The organism is Sphingobacterium psychroaquaticum (assembly GCF_004421025.1).
Classification (GTDB): Bacteria; Bacteroidota; Bacteroidia; order Sphingobacteriales; family Sphingobacteriaceae; genus Sphingobacterium; species Sphingobacterium psychroaquaticum.
Genome location: NZ_CP038029.1, coordinates 3,796,090 through 3,819,245 on the forward strand (window position 1 = coordinate 3,796,090; position 23,156 = coordinate 3,819,245).

20 protein-coding genes are annotated in these 23,156 nt (G+C 41.7%); 8 read left to right on the forward strand and 12 right to left on the reverse strand.

The window, feature by feature from the left end; translation table 11 throughout:
• Positions 1 to 29: 29 nt before the first annotated feature.
• Positions 30 to 266, reverse strand: a complete 237-nt coding sequence (locus E2P86_RS15640; protein WP_085473130.1) for a hypothetical protein — start codon at positions 264 to 266, stop codon at positions 30 to 32.
• A gap of 558 nt (positions 267 to 824) precedes the next feature.
• On the opposite strand from E2P86_RS15640, the gene dprA reads away from it, so the two are divergent.
• From dprA to E2P86_RS15655, 3 genes are read left to right on the forward strand one after another with little or no spacing between them, the layout of a single operon-like run.
• Positions 825 to 1,922: a DNA-processing protein DprA gene (gene dprA / locus E2P86_RS15645; protein WP_134433704.1), complete on the forward strand. Its 1,098-nt coding sequence runs from the start codon at positions 825 to 827 to the stop codon at positions 1,920 to 1,922.
• A gap of 15 nt (positions 1,923 to 1,937) precedes the next feature.
• Positions 1,938 to 3,476 (forward strand): MFS transporter, encoded by a 1,539-nt coding sequence (locus tag E2P86_RS15650; protein ID WP_085473132.1) that lies wholly within the window; start codon positions 1,938 to 1,940, stop codon positions 3,474 to 3,476.
• A gap of 2 nt (positions 3,477 to 3,478) precedes the next feature.
• Entirely contained in the window at positions 3,479 to 3,706 is a 228-nt protein-coding gene (locus tag E2P86_RS15655; protein ID WP_085473133.1) for a DUF6814 family protein, read from the forward strand.
• Between the two features lie 132 nt (positions 3,707 to 3,838).
• On the opposite strand, the gene E2P86_RS18450 is transcribed toward E2P86_RS15655, so the two are convergent.
• Complete coding sequence (locus E2P86_RS18450) at positions 3,839 to 4,024, reverse strand: hypothetical protein (protein ID WP_449448548.1); 186 nt, start codon at positions 4,022 to 4,024, stop codon at positions 3,839 to 3,841.
• A gap of 224 nt (positions 4,025 to 4,248) precedes the next feature.
• Between E2P86_RS18450 and accD the strand changes: the two genes are divergently transcribed.
• Positions 4,249 to 5,091, forward strand: coding sequence for an acetyl-CoA carboxylase, carboxyltransferase subunit beta (gene accD / locus E2P86_RS15665; protein WP_085473134.1), 843 nt, complete (start codon positions 4,249 to 4,251; stop codon positions 5,089 to 5,091).
• A 60-nt stretch (positions 5,092 to 5,151) separates the two neighbouring features.
• Here the strand turns inward: accD and E2P86_RS15670 are convergent, their stop codons facing one another.
• Complete coding sequence (locus E2P86_RS15670; RefSeq protein WP_240775526.1) at positions 5,152 to 5,562, reverse strand: hypothetical protein; 411 nt, start codon at positions 5,560 to 5,562, stop codon at positions 5,152 to 5,154.
• A 59-nt stretch (positions 5,563 to 5,621) separates the two neighbouring features.
• Here E2P86_RS15670 and E2P86_RS15675 point away from each other — a divergent pair, with 59 nt between their 5' ends.
• Positions 5,622 to 5,957, forward strand: a complete 336-nt coding sequence (locus E2P86_RS15675; protein ID WP_085473136.1) for a MerR family transcriptional regulator — start codon at positions 5,622 to 5,624, stop codon at positions 5,955 to 5,957.
• Positions 5,958 to 5,968: 11 nt separating this feature from the next.
• Here E2P86_RS15675 and E2P86_RS15680 read toward each other — a convergent pair whose 3' ends face one another.
• Positions 5,969 to 6,463: a metallophosphoesterase family protein gene (locus E2P86_RS15680; protein ID WP_134433705.1), complete on the reverse strand. Its 495-nt coding sequence runs from the start codon at positions 6,461 to 6,463 to the stop codon at positions 5,969 to 5,971.
• A gap of 120 nt (positions 6,464 to 6,583) precedes the next feature.
• Positions 6,584 to 7,291 (reverse strand): tRNA1(Val) (adenine(37)-N6)-methyltransferase, encoded by a 708-nt coding sequence (locus tag E2P86_RS15685; protein ID WP_134433706.1) that lies wholly within the window; start codon positions 7,289 to 7,291, stop codon positions 6,584 to 6,586.
• Between the two features lie 89 nt (positions 7,292 to 7,380).
• On the opposite strand from E2P86_RS15685, the gene E2P86_RS15690 reads away from it, so the two are divergent.
• Positions 7,381 to 8,523 (forward strand): hypothetical protein, encoded by a 1,143-nt coding sequence (locus E2P86_RS15690; RefSeq protein ID WP_134433707.1) that lies wholly within the window; start codon positions 7,381 to 7,383, stop codon positions 8,521 to 8,523.
• 91 nt (positions 8,524 to 8,614) lie between these two features.
• On the opposite strand, the gene mutS is transcribed toward E2P86_RS15690, so the two are convergent.
• From mutS to E2P86_RS15705, 3 genes are all read right to left on the reverse strand, one after another.
• Positions 8,615 to 11,221: a DNA mismatch repair protein MutS gene (mutS, locus tag E2P86_RS15695; protein ID WP_085473140.1), complete on the reverse strand. Its 2,607-nt coding sequence runs from the start codon at positions 11,219 to 11,221 to the stop codon at positions 8,615 to 8,617.
• 80 nt (positions 11,222 to 11,301) lie between these two features.
• Positions 11,302 to 13,419: a type IA DNA topoisomerase gene (locus tag E2P86_RS15700; protein WP_134433708.1), complete on the reverse strand. Its 2,118-nt coding sequence runs from the start codon at positions 13,417 to 13,419 to the stop codon at positions 11,302 to 11,304.
• Between the two features lie 41 nt (positions 13,420 to 13,460).
• Entirely contained in the window at positions 13,461 to 14,807 is a 1,347-nt protein-coding gene (locus tag E2P86_RS15705; protein ID WP_085473142.1) for a deoxyguanosinetriphosphate triphosphohydrolase, read from the reverse strand.
• A gap of 228 nt (positions 14,808 to 15,035) precedes the next feature.
• Here E2P86_RS15705 and E2P86_RS15710 point away from each other — a divergent pair, with 228 nt between their 5' ends.
• Positions 15,036 to 16,106: an aldose epimerase family protein gene (locus E2P86_RS15710; protein WP_134433709.1), complete on the forward strand. Its 1,071-nt coding sequence runs from the start codon at positions 15,036 to 15,038 to the stop codon at positions 16,104 to 16,106.
• A 210-nt stretch (positions 16,107 to 16,316) separates the two neighbouring features.
• On the opposite strand, the gene argH is transcribed toward E2P86_RS15710, so the two are convergent.
• The 4 genes from argH to gmd form a co-directional block, all read right to left on the reverse strand.
• Positions 16,317 to 17,648, reverse strand: coding sequence for an argininosuccinate lyase (gene argH, locus E2P86_RS15715; protein ID WP_134433710.1), 1,332 nt, complete (start codon positions 17,646 to 17,648; stop codon positions 16,317 to 16,319).
• 575 nt (positions 17,649 to 18,223) lie between these two features.
• Positions 18,224 to 20,371 carry a prolyl oligopeptidase family serine peptidase gene (locus E2P86_RS15720; protein WP_206367974.1) on the reverse strand — a complete coding sequence of 716 codons (2,148 nt, stop codon included), beginning with the start codon at positions 20,369 to 20,371 and terminating at the stop codon, positions 18,224 to 18,226.
• A gap of 116 nt (positions 20,372 to 20,487) precedes the next feature.
• Positions 20,488 to 21,486: a hypothetical protein gene (locus E2P86_RS15725; protein ID WP_240775527.1), complete on the reverse strand. Its 999-nt coding sequence runs from the start codon at positions 21,484 to 21,486 to the stop codon at positions 20,488 to 20,490.
• A gap of 51 nt (positions 21,487 to 21,537) precedes the next feature.
• Positions 21,538 to 22,689 (reverse strand): GDP-mannose 4,6-dehydratase, encoded by a 1,152-nt coding sequence (gene gmd, locus E2P86_RS15730; RefSeq protein WP_134433711.1) that lies wholly within the window; start codon positions 22,687 to 22,689, stop codon positions 21,538 to 21,540.
• 89 nt (positions 22,690 to 22,778) lie between these two features.
• Here gmd and rbfA point away from each other — a divergent pair, with 89 nt between their 5' ends.
• On the forward strand, positions 22,779 to 23,150 hold the full coding sequence (gene rbfA, locus E2P86_RS15735) for a 30S ribosome-binding factor RbfA (protein WP_085473146.1): 372 nt from the start codon (positions 22,779 to 22,781) through the stop codon (positions 23,148 to 23,150).
• Positions 23,151 to 23,156 lie beyond the last annotated feature (6 nt).

A 23,156-nucleotide genomic window follows, 5' to 3' on the forward strand; every position in this document is an offset into this window, starting at 1 on the left:
TTTGTAAAAAACGACCAACTAAAAACTCTTTAGATATGCCGAAGAATCTCCTGCCCGATGGTATTGACTTCCTCGTCCATACCAAACATTGGCAATTCGGTCTCAGGATGTAGTTTCAACCACATGGAATCGGTGTCCTTTATAATTTTAACATACTCCTCACCATCTTTAAAAACCATAAACACATCTTCTTCTTCCGGAAAGATGGAGTAAACGGATTCTCCGATTTCAATATCAAATGGTTCTTTTGCGCCTTCTAATTCCATAATATTTATTTTCCTTCAAAGATACCGTTTTTCTGTCATTTGACACAAGCCCGGAAGGACACAGCGTAGCTTAATCTAATAGCTCTACGCTAGTAGCTCAGGTGTCTTATGTTCGCAAAAAAATAACGAATCCGCTAGAACAAGGCAACCATCCACGTCCAAAAATATACCGTGCAGGCTCGATACCCTTTCATGCTTTACTAACGACCTACCATAAAACACAAGCAATAAACTACACGCTACAAACGAACTACTACAAACTAGTAATGCAGCATACTAAATAACAAACAACGCATCCTAGTTTACTGACAAGACACCGTCAACCAGAAACAACCAACGAGAAACAACCAACCACGAACGACCAACTAAGAACAACTAATGCTGTACATTAAATAACAAACAACGCATCCTAGCTTACTGACAAGACACCGTCAACCAGAAACAACCAACGAGAAACAACCAACCACGAACGACCAACTCTATAAAGCCAACGCTAAAAACTTAACAAGATAAATATTGCAGGTGCGCGCTATTTTTTTTAAGTTTAACTATCCAATTATGAACAAACTACATCAAATAGCACTCTCAAAGATCAAAGGTGTTGGGCCAAAAACGGCCCGAAGCCTATTGACACATTGTGGTTCTGTGGATGCAATTTTCCATGCCTCAAAAGAAGAATTACTTCGTATCCCCAATATAGGGCATGTGACGGTAGAATCTATTCTTTCCAAAAGCTATATGTCCCTTGCTGAAGAAGAGCTTAAGTTCGTAGAGAAACACAATATAGAGGTGCTAAGTGTAACAGATGATTCTTATCCGAAGCGCTTAAGGCAATGTGCGGATGCTCCTTTGGTATTATATTTTAAAGGGAATACAAACCTGAACCCACAATATGCTGTAAGTATTGTCGGCACCCGAAATGCGACCAGCTACGGTAAGGGAATTTGTGACGATTTGGTAACCGAATTAGCGGAGCTTGGTGTACAAGTAATCAGTGGTCTAGCCTATGGGATAGACGTTCAGGCTCATCGCATGGCACTAAAACACAATCTGTCAACAATTGGTGTTCTAGGGCATGGTCTCGATACCATTTATCCAGCTCCTCACCGTGAAGTAGCTTCGAAGATGCTGGAAAACGGCGGTCTGCTCACCGAGTTTCCATCCCAAACCAAGCCCGACCGCATGAACTTTCCTGCACGCAACAGAATTATTGCGGGCCTAAGCGATGTAACCATTGTAATTGAAGCCGCTAAAAAAGGAGGAGCACTTATCACCGCGGAGATCGCAAATAGCTACAACCGCGACGTTTGCGCTTTTCCTGGTGCTATAGATCAAGAATATTCCGAAGGCTGTAATTACCTGATTAAAACACATCGGGCTCATTTAATACGAAACGCAGCTGATCTGCTTTATTTACTGGGATGGGAAAGATCAAAGCCTGAGACACATGGCAAACAACTACGTCTACTTCCCCCGGATCTAAATACAGATGAAACCTCGCTTTATAGCTTCATCCTAGAAAAAGAAACAGCTCATATCGATGATATTGCTCGACATCTGGGCTGGCCACTAAGTAAGCTCGCTATGATCTTGCTGGACCTCGAGATAAACGAGCATATCATTTCCTTACCCGGAAAAATATACAAAAACCTATAAACCTAATAAACACACATGCAAAACAACAAAAAGACCTTATGGAAGGTTATTGGTGCTTCGTCACTGGGCACGTTAATTGAATGGTACGACTTTTTCATCTTCGGAAGCCTTTCTGTCGTCCTGGCAACCAAATTCTTTCCAGCCGACAATCCAACAGCCGCCTTTCTATCGACATTAGCAACTTTTGCGGCGGGTTTCGTAGTCCGCCCCTTTGGCGCACTCTTTTTCGGCCGTCTAGGCGATATGATTGGCCGAAAATATACCTTTATGGTTACCCTGATGCTGATGGGAGGAGCCACCTTTCTTATTGGCTGTACGCCCAGTTATGAATCTATTGGTTTTTTTGCACCACTCATTGTACTTGTTCTCCGACTTCTTCAAGGACTGGCTCTCGGTGGTGAGTATGGAGGAGCGGCTACATATGTCGCCGAATATAGCCCCAAAGGGGAACGCGGGTATTGGACCTCCTGGATACAGACAACGGCCACCTTTGGTTTATTTATATCATTAGTCGTGATTCTCCTAACACGCTTCCTGCTAACGGAACAACAATTTGATGACTGGGGCTGGCGCGTTCCCTTTGTTCTCTCTATTTTCATGGTGTATGTATCTTATCTTATCCGTAAAAACATGGATGAGTCACCTGAATTTAAGCAAGCAAAGGCAGAAGGAAAAACAGCGACCAACCCGCTCAAAGAAAGTTTCGGGAACAAATACAACCTCAAGTTCGTGTTATTAGCATTATTTGGAGCTGCAATGGGGCAAGGTGTTGTTTGGTATACCGGACAGTTTTATTCCATGAGCTTTATGAAAACAGTAATGTTTCTGGAGAGCGATCAGGCAGACTTGATTTTAGGGATAGCTTTGTTATTGGGAACACCTTTCTTTGTTATCTGTGGTAAACTAAGTGACAAAGTTGGTCGAAAATGGGTGATGTTGACAGGTATGCTCTTGGCACTATTAACGTATAGACCAATCTATGAAAGCATGTATCAAATCACGAACCTAAGTACGAAAACAGAAACGGCTGCAGTTATCGCGGCATCGCATACCACCATAGAAACATCGGATGGGATGAATGAAATACACACGACAACGCAATCCTTTACGGACGGGACGTCGGTTAAAAACACAGAAATTACCCACCTGGATAAAAACAAAACACCTATTTTAAAAGATGGCAAACCTTATATCACCGCGAAAAGTGTAGTACACATCTCTGGTGGTAACTATGCAAAATTGGTATTCTTAATTTTTATACAAATCCTGTACATTACTTTAGTCTATGGTCCAATCGCAGCCTTTCTGGTAGAACTATTCCCGGTCCAGATACGTTATACGTCCATGTCTTTGCCGTATCATATCGGAAACGGCATCTTCGGCGGATTACTTCCTGCTGTATCTACTTACCTGGCCAGCAATGCCCTGAGTAAAGGTCAAGCCGATTATTATTTATCAGGCCTTTGGTATCCCATCATTATCTCAGCTGTCTGCTTCATTATCGGCGCTATTTATATAACAAAATCTATGTCAGTAACTAAAAAAGATCAATAACAATGGAAGGTTTAAAACGAATACTCGGCATCGTATGGATTGCACTAGCACTTTTAACAGCTTATTTCTGTGTATTCCATTTTGGTTTGCCCAAATTGAGTACCGGGCACCAAGAAGATCTCGTTTTTGGAATTATCATATTATTCATCCTTACTCCTATTATTAGTATTGGCTTAGCCGTTTTTGGTTATTTTGCTCTAACGGGAGAATATGATCAGAAAAAAATGTAGCCAAGAAATATAAAACAATCTCGTACTTTTTAACCGACGGCCTAAAAAGTACGAGATTGATAAAAAGCTATAATTTTTCCTCACTGACAATCAGACACCTAAGCAAATAAGGGTAAATAACTTTGCATCCTATTAATTTTTTCCTACTTTTGTCGCGGGTAAGTCTCCTACGACCAGCTCCCATTGACTCCCCCAGGTTGGGAACAAAGCAAGGGTATTTGGTTGAGCGGTGCGATAGGAATCGCTTACCCACTTTTTTTCTCTCCCTTTACCATCCATTTTTACATTCCAGAATAGACGAAGAAATATCAAGCACATTTGTTTTTTACAGCGCAAAATCTTGTGTACCTATCACGGTAGATTAATTCTTTATTGACAGGAGACGCAAATGCGCCAGACTTTCTAAGGCACAAACGCCTCCCTCACGAGTTACGTCCCTATACGCGGCACTCCGCACGAACTACTTTGTGTACTAACTACGAACTACTTTGCACTTTGTACGATATTTTTTGTTTCTTTGTAGTCCGAATTAACGAAAAAGCATGAGTTGGTTTAAAAGAAACAAAGCAGGAATCAATACTGCAACAGAAAATAAAAAGGAAGCACCTGACGGGATGTGGAATAAATGTCCGAACTGTAAGAAGCCTCTATTAAATAGTGAGCAAATTGAAAACAAGTATGTTTGCCAATATTGCGACTATCATATCCGTATCGGTTCTTCAGCTTATTTTTCCATCCTTTTTGACGACAACAATTTCACGGAATTGTTTCCGAACCTTACATCGGGAGATCCCCTTAAATTTTCAGACACCAAGCCATATCCTGTACGTCTAGCTGACAGCCAAGCAAAAACAGGACTAAAAGATGCAATCCGCAGTGGCCATGGTAAAATGGATGGACAAGACATCGTTATTGCTTGTATGGATTTCAACTTTATTGGTGGATCAATGGGATCCGTTGTTGGAGAAAAGATTGCACGCTCTATCGATTATTGTATCGAACACAGAATCCCGTTCATGCTGATCTCGAAATCAGGTGGCGCACGTATGATGGAAGCTGCATTTTCTTTAATGCAAATGGCGAAAACATCTGCCAAGCTAGCCTTATTAGCGAAAGCTCAAATTCCCTACATCTGTCTATTGACAGATCCTACAACGGGTGGGGTAACGGCTTCATATGCAATGTTAGGGGATATCAATATCGCAGAACCTGGAGCTTTAATCGGTTTTGCCGGCCCGCGGGTAATTAAAGAAACAATCAAAAAAGACCTACCTAAGGGATTCCAAACATCTGAGTTTGTTTTGGAGCACGGATTCCTAGATTTTATTGTTGACCGAAGAAAACTAAAAGAAAAAGTAGCGGCCTACTTACGTCTTGTAAAGTAGTGTACTGCTGAAACAAAGTATATCAATAGAGTCACATATTATGTGGCTCTATTTTTTTTCCTAAACGTTGTTGCTATTAAAATATGCTGTAAAAGCCCAAAACTTACGTGTCTTCAAATACTGCAGATTCGATTCATTGCGGTAAGCCTCCCGCTCAAAGGAAATACGTAAATAGGCTTGTTTAAAATCTCTGATTCGAATATAGTGAAGTAAAAATTCTGTGAAATACCACACATAAAAAGGAACAATCAGGAGCTCCAAAGCTTGCGATAAATGTATACGTTCATGATTCACAAGAACGCGATCATACCGAAAAGACTTATCGATAATCAATATGAATGGAAAAATAGTTATCGCCGCCGCTCTTCGACCCGACAAAAAATTAGTCCAAAACTTACTGACAATAATCTTACCTTTCATAATGCAATCCAATACAGAAGTAAGTTTACACAATAAAAATCTTTTATCCATACATTCGTATTGCATATAAAGGCAAATTTATCTAAGTTTGTTAAAGCAGAATTTAAACTATGCCGTACAAAGAACGCGAAATAAACAAGTTATACTATACCATGGGTGAAGTGACCGAGATGTTCAACGTCAACGCTTCCCAAATACGTTTTTATGAGCGAGAGTTTGATATTCTTCAACCCAAAAAGAACAAAAAAGGGAATCGACTCTTTACCCAAGATGATATTGCCAACCTTAAGATTATCTTTAGTCTAGTAAAAGACAAGGGGTATACCTTGCAGGGTGCACGCGACTATTTACGTTCCAATAAAAATGAGGTAAAGGAAAACCAACGGGTCATTGATTCTTTAGAGAAACTGAAAGGGTTTCTTCTGGATGTACGCGACAGTTTATAGAAATTCTTGAACTACCGTTCACCAAGCTCGATTACTTCTAATTTTTCGATTTTATCGCCATCAATTACAAAACGCATCAAGGTACGTACTTTATGCCATCCATGTTTTCCTGCCGCACCCGGGTTCAAATGTAACAACTGTAGCTTGGGATCAAACTGAACCTTCAGAATATGGGAATGTCCGCAAATAAATAATTTAGGCGGGTTTATCATAATTTCAGGTTTCACCAACGGTGAATACCGTCCTGGATACCCTCCAATATGCGTCATCCATACATCCACGCCTTCACACGAAAAACGCTGATGTTCGGGACAGGATACACGTATATCTTTACCATCGATATTACCGTAAACACCTTTAAACGGTTTAAAAGTAGAAAGCTTTTCGACAATCTCCAATGAACCAAAATCGCCTGCATGCCACACTTCATCACACCCATCGAAATGCTTAAACACCGCGTCGTCTAAATAGCTGTGAGTATCTGATAATAAACCTATTTTCTTCATTGTATTTTTTTAACTCTTCATTACATAATGAGCGTGGCATACGAATAGTAGGCGACTCACTTGCGGATAACCAGCCTGTGGCTCCTGTCTACTTACGTTCTATTTTAGCACCTATTTGAACTAAAACGCTAAAAAGAAAGACTGCAACAACTTTTTGTACTGCGGCGAATAGACGCCCTTACTTTCATAAATAAACAGTTCTTTGCGGACTGTCGCAATCGGCAAATAACCGACTTTCAAAATCTTACGAATAACATCTGATCCTTTAAAGGAAGATATGGCCGTCACTTCGTGTACAAACAATCCCTTTCCTGGCAGCAAAGCAGCTCCAATCCAATCCGCTAATTCTGAAGGAACTATACACTGAAACACACCATTAGGCGACAAATAATCAGCAACAAAACAAACCAGTTTTTCAAAAAACAACTCATCGGCATGTCTTGCCAGGCGCTTTCTGTCGTCCGGATTATGCAATGATTTTGTATAAAAGGGTGGATTAGAAACAATAAGATCATACGTATATTCCGGTCTAAAATTTTCAAATGAAGTATGAAATACTTTCATCTGATTCGGAAAAGGTGCCGTCGCAAAATTCTGCTCCGCTTGCCGAGCAGCGATTTCATCCACTTCAACCGCATCAATACGTGCTTCGGGATACTGCTGCGCCAACATCAACGCAATTACTCCTGTCCCCGTACCTATATCCAAAACATACGCTACCTTTTGCTGATCGGCCACCGCTCCCAATAATACGCCATCGGTATTAATTTTCATCGCGCATGCTCCTTGATCCACTTCAAACTGCTTAAATCGAAAAACAGAACCCATATGCAAAGATAATGTTAAATTTCGCTCCTAAAATCGACAACGTTTTATAAACCAATAAAAATTCCTAATTTGGCGGTAACATACAAATTATGTCTAGATTCTACCTTATTCTCCTCTACATCACCGGTTTCTCTTTTCTGTCGACAGCAGCAACAGATAAAACGTGGCAAGATTGTGAACAGATAACAAAAATTGCCTTGGACAAAATCGGTCCCATGGTAACAAAAAATGACTATGCAGCGCTTGAACCTACACTCGCAACAATAGAAGGCGTCTGTGGTCAAAATGAATTCACGCAACGTTTACGCATTCTTCGCGCATTGATTGAACGTCAACATACTGAAAAACTCATCCAAGACTATTTAGATAAAAAATATCACGACGTGTTGGTCATGCGGTGGGATTATAGTGTTGAAACAAAATATGCACAGATTTATAGGGAGAATAAAGCAGACTTCAACTACGTGCCTTTAAATCACCCCATAGACTCTCTCGTTCGATTAAAAGCACGGGCTTTGCTTCAGTCGACAGCATTTAGTCTGCGTGATTCTGAAAAACAAATTGCCTTTCTATTTGCCGATGACATTGATAGCTTTTATCAATCTTACGAAAAGCAGACCGCAACACCTCAAGCAAGTGCTATTCAAAAAATCAGAACCAACTATACAGATAGAGATCGTTCCGGATTTAGTATTTATGCCGGTATAGAAACACCATTAACAGGATCCAACCCCGTATTTAAGAGCAATCCTGTTTTCGGATTCATGTTCTCTTCCAAAATATCATCCGCCGTTCTCTACGAGTTAGGTATCCGTGTCCGTATCAATAGTAACGATCGAAACTTTGATTACTTACTGTATGGCAATACAGAAGATGTCAACTCGAGCGCAAGCTATAGTTTTGGTGGCACATTGGGTTACAAAGTGTTCGATAATTATAAGTTTATCCTCTATCCAAAAGTTGGGCTTTATTGGGAGTCTACAGGCACTGGATTGAGTGAAGATACTGGTGGAGACTACTGGGGCGATGAAAATTATGGCTCCAACATAAAATACAACAACGTCAATACGATGCGTAGCTCTGTTGGCTTTGCGGCCATGCATCATTTGGGTGGAAAGAAATATATCGGCCTAGAAGCGGCATACAATTATGTGCCTTACAACTGGGACAATAACCTGTTAACAAGCATTCAGCCCAATTACGGTAGCTTGCAAGTATTCTTCAGGTTTTAGAAGGACAATTTTCATGGTATTTGAGCCTGCCTAGCTCCGGCCGGCAGGCTCCGTGTAGGATTGGGGTACCCCAACAATTCCCGCGATAACTTTAATGCTTCAACAAGCGTTGAATCTCATCCAGCTTCATTAAAGCCTCTACGGGCGTCAAGGTATTAACATCTAAATTATTAAGCATATCCCGTATCTTACTCAAAACAGGATCATCAATAGAAAACATCTGCAACTGATACGCCTGTTTTTGAATCTTACGCATACTATCTTTGATCTGCTCCCCACCAGTCCGCTCCTGCTCCAATCGTTTCAAAATTTCGCCGGCGCGACCGATAAGTTTTGGGGGCATCCCCGCCAATTTCGCGACATGAATACCAAAACTATGTTCGGAGCCGCCTGGAACCAGCTTACGCAAGAAGATGACTTTGTTATTCATCTCCTTGACCGTGACATTATAGTTCTTGATACGGTTCATCGAATTAGTCAGTTCATTAAGCTCATGATAATGTGTCGCAAACAATGTCTTTGCACGCGCCGCAGGATGATTATGCAAGAATTCCGCAATCGCCCATGCGATCGAGATACCATCATACGTGCTTGTACCACGACCAATCTCATCCAATAAAATCAACGAACGATCTGACAGGTTGTTCATGATGCTTGCCGTTTCATTCATCTCCACCATAAAAGTAGATTCTCCAGACGACAAATTATCCGAAGCGCCTACCCGCGTAAAAATCTTATCAACCAAACCGATATAAGCTTCCTTTGCCGGAACAAAAGAACCAATCTGTGCCATCAAAACGATCAATCCCGTCTGTCGTAACAAAGCCGACTTACCGGCCATGTTAGGTCCTGTGATAATAATAATCTGCTGCGTTTCAGGATCTAAAAAGGTATCATTCGTAATATAGTCTTCTCCAATCGGAAGATTCCGTTCAATCACAGGGTGGCGTCCTCCCTTAATATCCAATACCTTACTGTTACTTACTTCAGGCTTGATGTAATAGTTCTTCTCTGCAATAACAGCGAAATTCAACAGCACATCTAACTTTGCAATAAGCTGGGCATTGAGCTGAATAGGCTTGATGTATTCTGCGATATCAACCATGAGCTCTGCATAGATGCGATTTTCAATAACCTGTATCTTTTCTTCTGCGCCTAGGATTTGCTCCTCATATTCCTTTAACTCTTCTGTTATATATCGCTCTGCATTGACCAAAGTCTGCTTACGAATCCAACCTTCAGGCACCTTATCTTTATGCGTATTGGTCACTTCCAAATAATAACCAAACACATTATTAAAAGCGATTTTCAACGATGGGATTCCCGTAGCTTCCGCCTCGCGTCGCTGTATTTCCAACAAGTAATCTTTTCCACCAAACGCTACTTTACGTAACTTATCCAGCGCCTCATCGACTCCATCGGCAATCACATTACCTTTGTTTAAAGCAACGGGAGGTTCTGCCTGAATGGTAGTTTCAATTTTCGTTCGGATAACCTCGCATACATTCAACTGATCGGCGATCATCCGTAAAGGTTCCGAGTCTTCAATATTCGCCAAAACCTTCAGTTTTTCTACCGCATAGAGTGCACGCTTTAGCTGTGTAATCTCGCGCGGATTAGCTTTCTGAAGACCAATTTTCGAGATCAATCGCTCTAAGTCTCCTACTTGTTTGATTTCCTGAATCAACGAATCCCGCAAATCTTTATGCGACAAGAAATAGTCCACTACATCGAGACGCTCTTGAATGGATTTAAGATCTTTCAACGGCATCACAATCCAACGCTTGAGCAAGCGCGCCCCCATCGGAGAGGAGGTTTGATCTAAAACATCAGCTAATGTTGTCGCATTTTCATTGGCCGAACCGATCAATTCTAGATTACGTATGGTAAAACGATCCAACCACATAAAGCGGTCCTCTTCGATCCGCGAGACATTCGATATATGTTGTAAGTTACGATGTTCCGTCTCATTCAGATAATGCAGCGCCACCCCGGCAGCCACAATACCAAGATTCATCCGTTCGATGCCAAAGCCCTTCATGGAATTGACCTCGAAATGCTTTAAAAGAGCCTCTGTTGCATAATCACCTGTATACGGCCATTCATCCAACGTGTATGTATAATAGTTAGAACCGAAATGTTCTACAAAATCTTTATATTGCTTTTTGGGAAGTATAACCTCAGTGGGTTTAAACCCCTGCAACAGTTTATCGATGTAACTCTCGCTCCCTTGCGCGACCGAAAACTCACCCGTGGAAATATCTAAAAAAGAAATACCATATTGCCCTTTCTCACCAAAAATCGATGCCAGGTAATTGTTTGATTTCTGCTGTACAATGTTGTCGCTATAGGAGACCCCCGGCGTCACCAATTCGGTCACACCCCGTTTTACAATAGTCTTTGTTTGTTTTGGATCTTCCAGCTGATCGCAGATCGCAACACGTTGGCCCGCACGTACGAGTTTAGGTAAGTACGTCTCCAAAGAGTGATGCGGAAAACCAGCTAGTGCCGTCTCCGACTCTGAACCATTTCCACGTTTTGTTAAGACAATGCCCAAAATTCCGGCAGCCTTAATTGCATCCTCTCCAAAAGTTTCATAAAAATCCCCTACCCGAAACAGCAATAAAGCACCTGGATACTTCGCCTTAATGGTGTTATATTGTTGCATCAAAGGGGTTTGTTTCTTCTCTTTTGCCAATGTATTTTGATTTTAGTAAAGCGTAAACTTAGATAAATTTGCTTTTATATGCAATATTAAACATAGCGGTATAAACAGGCTTAAAGTGCAGCTATGTTCACTTTAAAATCCTGAAAAACCAAGGCTGCTTCGGTGAAAGTTCCAGCTTTAGGCTGCACTCCTTTTAAGACCGAAGTCCGCCCTTTTTCCAAGAGATTTTTCATCTCCTTTTCCTCTAAAAGCACCCCGTGCAAAGTGCGCCAAATCTTGAAGTCGCAACCTCGTGCATAGTGGTCACATTGCGCCACCTTATCGTACAGTTGTATTTGTCCGGGCTGACATTTAGGGCACTTGATCTTCCCTTTTTGCTGTGGCTTTAATTCCTCATGCTGAATCGCAATCCGTAATTGCAGCAATTCTTTCGTGATGCGCTCCGTGTAATCCTTGATATGTTTCATAAACACATCGTACGACACCTTATTTGCACGCATTTCCTCCAGCTTCTGTTCCCATTTACCGGTCAGGGTCACTTTCGCTATCGATCGATCTTTTACCAGGTTATAGACCGCTAATCCCTTCTCTGTTGGGATCAGCTTCTTTTTATCCCTTTTAATGTAATCCCGTTGAAATAGCGTTTCAATCGTCGCTGCACGTGTTGCCGGCGTTCCCAAACCACAATCCTTCATGGCTTGGCGCATCTCCTCATCGTCAATCTCTTTACCCGAGGTTTCCATGGCCTTCAACAAAGAAGCTTCCGTATGTATAGGCTTTGCTTTGGTGAAACGTTCCGTCAACTCTAACGTCAAGACTTCCAGCAACTCTTCCGCCGTTAATTTAGGCAGTTGCGCATTTTCATTATCCTGATCGTCATTATTTTTATCTTCATCAGGGAGCTCCACCTGATCGGCAGAAAGGCGCCATCCATACTGGCGGATTACCGTTCCCTTCGCAATAAGCTCAACCCCCTGTGCATCAATAGTCACGGTTGTAATGTCTTTAAGACAAACCTCCGAAAAACTCTCCACCATACGCTTAGCAATCATATTATAGATATGCTGCTGATCTTTCGGCATCGGTCCAGGTTTCTCTTCAGTAACCAATAAAGCATGGTGATCTGTTACTTTCTTATCATCGACCGACCGCTTGTTCAGCTTGGCCCCCACCAAGTTTTTCGATATCGTAGCGATTCCTTCCTCTGCTGTATCCGCGAGATGCTGAAACAGCTCATCGATCTTTTCAAAAACATCTTCCCCAATATAACGCGATCCCGTACGCGGATAGGTAATCACCTTTTTCTCATACAGTGTCTGCGCAATCGTTAAAGTTTGGTCCGCAGAATACCCATATTTCTTATTGGCATCCTGCTGCAGTGATGTCAGGTCAAACAATAGTGGAGGTGGTTCTTTCGTCTCCTTTGCTTCCACCTTGACCACCTTAGCCTCCGAACCTACGGTAATCTTAGCTACCGTATCCTCGGCATCTTCCTTTTTATCGATCCGGTTAGAAGTCGCCTTGAAGGAGATATTATCCTTTTCAAATCCCGCTTGTATCTTATAAAAAGCCTGTGGCTTAAAATCTTTATTCTCTAAATAACGCGAGCAAATCATCGCCAACGTCGGGGTTTGAACACGCCCAAGTGACAACAAGCCCCGATTTCCTGCGGCTAAAGTCAATGCTTGTGTCGCATTAATTCCGATTAACCAATCGGACTCCGACCGCGACCGTGCCGACATATATAAGCTATCGTACTCCGTCCCTTCTTTAAGTTTCGCGAACCCCTCTTTGATGGCTTTATCCGTTTGTGAAGAAATCCACAACCGCTTAAAGGGCACATTGGATTTTAAATAGTAATATATATTTCGGAAGATCAACTCACCCTCCCGCCCAGCATCCGTTGCTACGATAATCTCCTCGGCTTCCTCCAATAATTTTTTAATGGTGTTCAGTTGCTTTACCGCCCCCGCATCATCCATTTGCTTACCATCACGTTTTACTTTTTTCGCTTCAAGACGGAATTCCTGGGGAATAATAGGCAAATTACCGACGGACCATGTGGCATAGCCATACGCCTGCGGTGTACACAGCTGCACCAAATGTCCAAATGCATAGGTAAAAGCATATCCGTTACCGCTAATATAACCGTCCTTCACTTCTTTTGCCCCCATCACACGCGCCAAATCTCGCGCTACCGACGGCTTTTCAGCTATCACTACTTTCATCGTATCGTGCTCAACTATTTTCTTATTCGTAATACCTTATGTTAATCTAACGAAGGAATCGAAATCCCTTTAATCTTACGGTACAGATCAACCGCATAAACATCCGTCATTCCCGAAACAAAATCCAATACTGCCCGGATCTTACTGTATGCATCTTCTCGTTGCGTATGGAACTGCGCCGGAATCATAGCGACTAACTTCTTATCAAACAAAGTCTTGTTTGTCTTGAGGTATGCAGGAACAAACTCTTCCAACAAGGCGTTCATCACCTTAAAACCTGCAATTTCGATCTGTACCACCGTCGGTGCATTGTATATCTGTGCGACCGATAGCTTTTCGATTTTTTTCATCTGCGCCACGATCACGGGATCCAAAGCATCCATTAAGGCACTTTCGAATGTTCCGCTCAGTAATTTATCTTGATGCCTAACAAATACTTCCGCACAACCATTTATCAACGTATTGATCGCCTTGGCGCGCAGTAGCTCCACACGGCTTCCACTATCGGCCAAACCATCCAATCGCGCACGAAGGTTCTCACCGCCACATAAAGGTAAAAGCAACTCTTCAACTTCATTGTATGACAAGATCTTAAGATGATGTGCATCCTCTAGATCGATAATATTATAACAAATATCATCCGCAGCTTCAACCAGATAAACCAAAGGGTGTCTAAGGTAACAGCGCGGATTAGATGGGTCTTGCTTTAACCCCAACTCTTTTGCAATTTTCTCAAAACTATCCTTCTCACCCGCAAAAAAACCATACTTCTTTCGGTGATGGCTTCCTTTCACATGTCCATCAATAGCCGCACAAGGGTATTTCACAATAGCTGCTAAGGTGGCATATGTTAAAGCAAAACCTTTTTCATCTTTTCCATTGAAATGATGTGTCAAGATACGAAGAGCGTTGGCGTTTCCCTCAAAATGTGTCAAATCCTCCCACTGCTCTGCCGACACCTGCTCCCGGTATTTCTGTCCTGATCCTTGTGTAAAATAGGAAGAGATTGCCGCTTCTCCAGAATGTCCAAATGCGGGATTTCCTAAATCATGTGATAAACAAGCAGCGGATATAATATTACCGACCTCCTGTAGAAACGGGTATTTCTCATCTAGCTCAGGGTCTTCCTGTTTCATCAACGTATAGAACAAACGACCTAAGGAGCGACCAACACTGGCAACCTCTAAACTATGCGTCAATCGATTATGCACAAATACAGCCCCAGGTAATGGGAAGACTTGCGTTTTGTTTTGTAACCTCCGAAAGGGCGATGAAAAAATTAAACGATCATAATCCCGTTGAAACTCCGACCGCGCATCAAGCGGATCGGTAACATCACGATGCTCATAGCCCCAACGTTTTGCAGAAAGCAGCTGTTTCCAATTCATGTAAGAAGTAAATTTTGCTTACTAGCAAAGATAAGATTTTCAAACCGCTGTTACGTAAAAATTACCAACAACTGAAAAGAAGGTAATGGAGATTGCCCTATTCACCGAATCATGCACGCGAAAAACTAAATTACAAAATGCCGTTTTCATTACAATCAACAAACTAATCTGATTAAATTGCATTTGAAGGCTATTTTCGTTAAATTTATAGCATAAATACGAAAGACCATGGCACACTATAGACTCCCCGACACCAAGAACTTCGAGCATAAAATTGATGGTAAAAACACACATTTGATTGTCCTTCGCAACAGAAGTGGTATGCAAGTCGCCTTTACTGATTATGGTGCACGTATTGTCAGTATCTTGGTTCCCAACAAATCGGGAGATCTTACGGATGTGGTTTTAGGATTCGATTCTATACAGGATTACTTAAAAGCTGATGAGCAGTACCATGGTGCAACCATCGGCCGTTTTGCAAACCGCATAGCCCATGGAAAATTCAGGTTGGATGACCAAACATTCACCCTTGCACAGAACAATGGCACCAACTCACTTCACGGTGGCCCCGGTGGTTTCCATACGAAGGTATGGGATAGGCAGGTATCATTCAAAAAACGTGTTGACTTCTATTATTGCTCCCGCGATGGCGAAGAAGGCTTTCCTGGAAATCTACGGGTAAGCATCTGCTATGAGTTAAGCGAGGATAATATGATTATCATAAAATATAAAGCGGAGACAGATAAAAAAACGGTAATCAACCTGACGAATCATGCATATTTTAATCTAAATGGAGAAGGACACAGTGATATCCTCAATCATATACTAACAATTCCATCGGAGCACTACTTACCCATCGATGAGCAGCAAATTCCCTTTGGCTTTATGTCACCAGTCGAAGGAACCGCATTTGACTTTCGCACGGGCAAACGCATCGCGGATGAAATTAGCAACGGCGAAGAGCAACTGGAGCGAGGAAGTGGCTATGACCACACCTTTGTAAACACACAAAATTTATCGCGCTGTGCCGCCACAGCCTTTTCAGCCACTACCGGCATACATCTTGATGTCCACACAACCGAACCGGGCATTCAGCTGTATACAGGAAACTTCTTAACCGGCAACGACATTGGAAAATCAGGAGGACGCTATACAGCACGCACTGGTTTTTGTTTCGAGACGCAACATTTCCCTGACAGCCCCAACCACCCGGAGTTCCCTTCGGTAGTCTTGGAACCAGGAATGATCTTTGAGAGCGAAACACAATATCGCTTTTCACTAAAAAAAGAGTCGCATTAAGTGAAAGTGAAGGACTAGCGTGATGTGATGCAACCATCGCTGGCGCGAGCTTGCCTACCGTAGGCAGGCTAGTAGCTCATGTCCGCTTGAGAAAGGCCGGAAGTTACGAACTAGTGCTATGGCACTTCCCCAAACAGATGGCAGTATAACAAAAAAGTGCGTGCTAATTAGCACGCACTTTTTTGTTATACACTTATTTTTTTAATCGCTCTATTTCACCAACTCCGTTAGCGCCTGTTCCACTTTTTGAAAGCCGAAACCTCCTTTAACCTCATCAAACATCCGTTGGATCTGATCGTTGCATAGGTTTCCAATACTTCCTTCGTGTGTATGATTCACTTCTTTAGCCGGTCTAAATGTTCCGTTATCAATATCCAAACCTATCTGACGATATGCCTCCCGAAAAGGCACTCCTTTCAGTACTTCGTTATTTACGACCTCTACACTAAAGAGGTAATCATATTTAGCATCATCCAGAATATTATCCTTAATAGTAATATGCTCCAGCATAAACGTAGAAATCTCCAGACAATCGCTCAACGATTGAAAAGCGGGGAACAAGTTTTCTTTCAGCAGTTGTAAATCACGATGATAACCTGAAGGAAGGTTTGTTGTCATCAGTGCAATCTCATTAGGCAGAGCCTGAATCTTATTACAGCGCGCGCGTACGAGTTCAAATACATCCGGATTCTTCTTGTGCGGCATAATACTCGAGCCTGTGGTCAAGTGTGCCGGAAAAGAAATAAATCCAAAATTCTGATTAATGAACAAACAGGCATCCATAGCAAACTTCGCCAATGTAGCAGCCACGGCGCTCATCCCTTGCGCTAAGATGCGTTCTGTTTTACCGCGTCCCATTTGTGCATAAACAACATTATAATTCAGATCATCGAAGCCTAAAAGCTCCGTTGTCATGGTACGATTTAACGGAAAAGAAGAACCATAACCTGCAGCCGAGCCGAGTGGATTTTTATTACATACTTTCCAAGCCGCCTTTAGAAGTTCCAAATCATCGACTAAACTTTCGGCATAAGCGCCAAACCATAGACCGAAAGAAGAGGGCATCGCAATTTGAAGGTGCGTATACCCTGGCAGTAATACATTTTTATGTTGTTCACTCAATTTGAGCAGTTGCTCAAAAAGTTTTTCCACCTGTCCGACCAAATGTTCGATCTCCGAACGGAAATATAATTTCAGATCCACCAAAACCTGATCGTTACGGGAGCGTCCTGCATGTATCTTCTTGCCCGCCTCTCCGACACGCTGCGTCAACAACATCTCCACCTGGGAATGAACATCCTCAACCGTATCTTCAATGACAAAATTACCCGCCAAGACTTCCTTGTAAATAGCTTTTAATTCTTTCTGTACAACAGCTAAATCTTCATCTGTCATTAAATCAATGCTATTCAACATACGGGTATGTGCTAAAGAACCCAACACATCAGCCGCAGCTAAATGAAGATCCATCGCGCGATCGTTACCTACCGTAAAAGATTCTACAAAGGAATCAACGTCAATGTTTTTTTGCCAAATTTTCATGTCTATCGGTTTTCTGCACAAAAATAGACAAAATTGCGGGGGTGTACAATTATTTTAAAACAGCAGTTACCGATTAATCTGCAAGCAAGAGTCTCTTCCAAAAAATAAAAAAAGCGCAAACGATAGCGTATTTCAGAAGAACCTAATCATCAGTACACTACTAAAGCCCTAGATAAATAACCGCGTTAACTCGCAGGAAACACAATAAAAAAGTGAGCACTTACTTTTTTTAAAAAAAAGTCTTTGCACCGAGACTTTATATACCTATGTTTGTAGACGTAAAGGGGAAATGGAAAATACAAAAATAGAGAACAGTGAGTTAATACTCACACTTTATTTACCAAAGAGTAAAAACTAAATTTGATAGACGGAGGTCTTAAATCTTAAAAAAATACGACTAACCATTTATAAACTGATTTTGTTCTGAAGCGTATCCTGACCTGTGATACGCTTTTTTCATGCCCAAAATCGAATAAAATATAATGCACTGCGCCATAGCATGCTCTGATTATTGCACAAAAAAGGATGCACCCTATGATACATCCTTCCTAATTCACGTTTTCACTTGCTCTTCTTTATTTTATCTCCTTATAAGGAACTTTCATATTTTGCAACATAAAAGCCCATTTATCCGTTTGCTCTGCAATGACCATAGCCGTGGATTTACCCGCACCGTGCCCCGCTTTAGTATCAATACGGATAAGCACTGGATTAGCTCCTTTTTGATATTCCTGCAGACGCGCTGCAAATTTGAAAGAATGCGCAGGTACGACACGATCATCATGATCCGCGGTAGACACCATGGTAGCAGGATAGGAAGTTCCAGCTTTTAACGCGTGATAAGGCGAATACTTATACAAATACTCAAACATCTCCTTGCTATCATCAGCCGTTCCATAGTCAAAAGCCCAACCGGCTCCTGCTGTAAACTTATGATAACGCAACATATCCAACACCCCTACTGCAGGAAACGCCACCTGGAACAGCTCAGGACGCTGTGTCATACAAGCTCCTACGAGCAACCCTCCATTCGATCCACCAGCGATTGCCAAACGTTCCGAAGAGGTATATTTTTCGCTAATCAAAAACTCCGCAGCGGCAATAAAATCATCAAATACATTCTGCTTCTGCAATTTCGTTCCGGCCACATGCCAATTCTCACCATACTCACCGCCACCACGCAAATTCGCTACAGCATACACCCCACCTTGTTCCAGTAAAATCACGTTGCTTGTTGAGAAAGAAGGTGTAAGGCTAATATTAAAACCGCCGTAACCATAAAGCATCGTAGGATTTGTCCCATCTAGTTTAATACCTTTTTTATACGTGATTATCATCGGAACTTTCGTACCGTCCTTCGACGTATAAAAAACCTGTTTCGACTCGTACTGTGATGGATCAAAATTAATAGCTGATTTCTTATATACCTCCGATTTACCATCCGCAATCGTGTATTTATAAATTGTACCCGGATTTACATAATTCGTGAACGAATAATACAAATCTTTATCGTTACGTTTTGCACCAAATCCAGCGGCGGAGCCTATCCCAGGAAGTTCAATTTCACGTTCCATTTTTCCATCACGACTGTATTGCTTCACCAACGACGTTGCATCTTTCAAGTAGTTTGCAAAGATCTTCCCTCCACCAATAGAGGCGGATAGCACCTGATCTGTTTCTTTGATAAGATCGGTCCAGTTCGCAGGTTGTGGTTGCGCAAAATCTGTTGTCACCACACGCCCGTTTGGTGCGCTCAACTCGGTATAAATAAACAACTTAGACCCTTCATTATCAATAATAGAATGGTTCTTATCCATATTATCGACCACGGCAACAAAATCAGCAGCAGGGTTTGTCAAGTCCTTTACATACAATTCATTTCCGGAAGTAGCATTAGCTGCGCTTACAACCAAAAAACGCTCGTCTTCCGTTAAGCCCGCTCCAACATACCGACGTGGCTTCGTGGCACCTCCAAAAATTAGTTGATCATCTTGCTGTGGTGTATTTAATTTATGGAAATACAACTTATGCTGGTCGGTCATCGCTGAGAGTGCTGACCCTTCCTTAGGCTTGTCGTAGCTACTATAGTAAATACCTTCGTTTCCTTTCCAAGCTAAACCGGAGAACTTCACATCAACCAAAGTATCTCCCACAACGCTTTTATCGGCCGCATTTAAAATAATGACCTTACGCCAATCAGAACCTCCTTCTGACAACTGATAAGCAACTAAAGAACCATCTTTACTAAATGAAATATCGGCCAACGAGGTGGTGCCATCCTCAGAAAACTTATTGGGATCTAGAAAAACCTCTTCGGTACCTGTATCACCTTTCTTACGATACAAAACATATTGATTTTGTAAACCATCGTTCTTATAGAAATAGGTGAAATCTCCTTCCTTAAAAGGAGCCGTTTCTTTAGCATAGTTCCATAAACTTTCCAATCTCTTTTGGATAGCGTCACGATATGGTATTTGACCAAGATAGTCTTGCGTCACCTCATTCTGTGCCGTTACCCAGGCTTTCGTATTCGCCGAGAGATCATCCTCCAACCAACGATATGGATCTTCTACTGTCGTACCGAAATAAACATCTTTTTGGTCTATCTTCTCTGTTTTGGGATAAGGCTTCAATACCATTTCTTCTCGGGGTTCAATTACTTTTCCTTGATTACACGCTGTAAGAGTCAGGGCGACCAAGATTACACTTAATTTTCTACTCATAATCAGTTTTTTGTGATTAGGCAATTTACAAAAAAAATGACCACTTTGGGTCATTTTGCAAACAGTCTTAAAAAGCGAAAGGCCACTACGGCCTAGATACGAGTAGAATAAAAAAATTATTTTAATACCACGCTGGCTCTACCCATAATTGCATTATCGCAGTACAATAATATCGTATAGGCACCTTTTTTAAACTTATCAGTACCCCATAAGAACTGGTATTCCTCGCCATTGTTAGAGAAATTAATAATTTGCTTAAAGGTATATTGCAGTTTTTCTCCGTGTACATAAAAGAGATTATTTGCATCTCCAAAGAGGTTCCCGGAAGGGTCTATAACACGCGCGAAGATTTCCTTATCGCCTTTGCGAGCCAGGGAATTATCTGCCACTGAAAACAGAACTTGTAGTTTATCTACCCGCCGTGCCCGAGATTCAGTTTCTATTACATCTCTTTTATTAATTGACACCCCAATCACTTGAATATTTGAAACTTTAAGCGCAGATGCCGCATTCACTTTATCTTTCAACACCGTATTTTCTTCTGACAATGACGATACTTTTTTATCCGTCACGACGACCTGGTTAGAAAGATTAGCGTTCTCCTTTTGAAGAACTTCATTCTTTGCCCGTAATTCATTCAGGCTAGTCCTCAAGGTAGACACATCTCCCTTTAGTCTCGCCACCTCCCGTTTTGCATCGTAGATATCCTCATCGGTAATGGTTTGTCCATCCAGCTTTTGACGCAGCTCACTAATCATCTGGCGGGCTTGCAATTCAGAATTCTCCAATCCTAGATCAGGATCTCCGCCTTTCAAAGCTGCTAAATTATCTAATTCAGCTTCGATGCGATCAATTTCAATCTGTAAATCCTGCTTCTGAATGGCTATTGTATACAACTTTTCCCCAGACGATTTATACTTAATATAGAAGTATACATTCGTTGCCAGAAGAGCTGCGATAGCTATGATGAAAAAATATATTTTTGAATTATCTTTCTTTTGTTGCGGCTCTTCCACGTCTTGTTGGATAAATCCAGGTATATCAATATTATCAGCTTTATTTTGATTCTGCATTTCGTTCATTAGTAGTTGTTCGCTTTTCGCTAACTTCATCATCCCTAAACAAAAACTATTCCAATACAGAATAGGCGGGGTTGTATTCTACTTTTATTCAAAATAATTCATCACAGAGAAACCACCTTTCTTCAAATATTCTTCTTTCCGCATCAATTGCAAATCAGAGTTAACCATATCCTTCAACAACATGGGTAAATCATACTTTGGCGCCCACCCCAACTGGGTATGTGCTTTGGTCGGATCCCCAATCAACAAGTCTACTTCGGTAGGACGGAAATACTGTGCATCAACCTTAACAACTGTTTGTCCCAGCTTAATATTTTCAACAGGAATGTCTAATTCACGTAAACGCGCCTCATCGCAATCAATGATAACCCCTTTTTCTGCTTCATCCTTCCCACTAAACTCGACCTCAATGCCTAATTCGGCAAATGCCATCCGAACAAAATCACGAACCGTAGTGGTTACGCCAGTAGCGATTACATAATCTTCGGCTTTATCTTGTTGCAACATCAACCACATAGCCTCTACATAATCCTTGGCATGCCCCCAGTCCCGCTGTGCAGAAAGGTTCCCCAAATACAACTTATCTTGCAAACCTAAAGCAATCTTTGCCACGGCACGGGTTATCTTACGGGTTACGAACGTTTCGCCCCGAACAGGGCTTTCATGGTTAAAAAGAATACCATTGCAAGCATACATACCATAGGCTTCCCGGTAATTAACCGTAATCCAATAACCGTATAGCTTAGCGACAGCATAAGGACTTCGTGGATAGAAAGGGGTAGTCTCACTCTGCGGAACAGCTTGAACGAGACCATAAAGTTCTGAAGTAGAAGCTTGGTAGACACGCGTCTTATCTTTCAAACCGAGCAAACGGACGGCGTCCAAAATACGTAAAGTACCAATTCCATCCGCATTCGCCGTATATTCAGGTGTATCAAAACTAACCTTCACATGGGATTGTGCAGCTAAATTATATATTTCGTCCGGTTGTACTTCTTGTATAATACGGATCAAATTCGTCGAATCAGTCAGATCGCCGTAATGCAAAATAAAATTACGGTTACTCAGATGTGGGTCTTGATATATATGATCGATACGATCGGTATTAAAGAGCGAGGAACGTCTCTTCAAGCCGTGAACAATATAGCCCTTTCTCAGCAAAAACTCCGCTAAATATGCGCCATCTTGGCCCGTCACGCCCGTAATAAAGGCTACCTTCGGTTTATTTGAATCCATAGTCTACGATAAGTAGACAAAGTTACTAATAAAATAATTATTATCTTTGTTTTCGATGCGGTGTACACCACCCAAAAAACACAATAGCTATGGGAATAGAAAGCAAGAGACAACAACGATTTGCAGGCGTGATACAGCAAGATTTAGCAGAACTTTTTCAGCGTGAGGGAAATAGCTGGGCGCCTGGCGCTTTTATTACAGTAACAAAGGTCAGAGTAACGCCAGATTTGGCAATTGCTCGCGTTTACTTAAGTTTCTTGAACACGAAAACAGCAAAAGAAGACCTCGAACAAATCCGTAAAAAAACAACGGAGATACGTTTCAAACTTGGCACACGCATTAAAAACCAAGCGCGAATTGTTCCTCAACTCGAATTCTTCCTCGATGATACCAACGAATATGTAGAGCATATGGATAAGCTCTTCGACGAAATAAGTAAAGAAACAAGACAACCAGATTAATCTGGT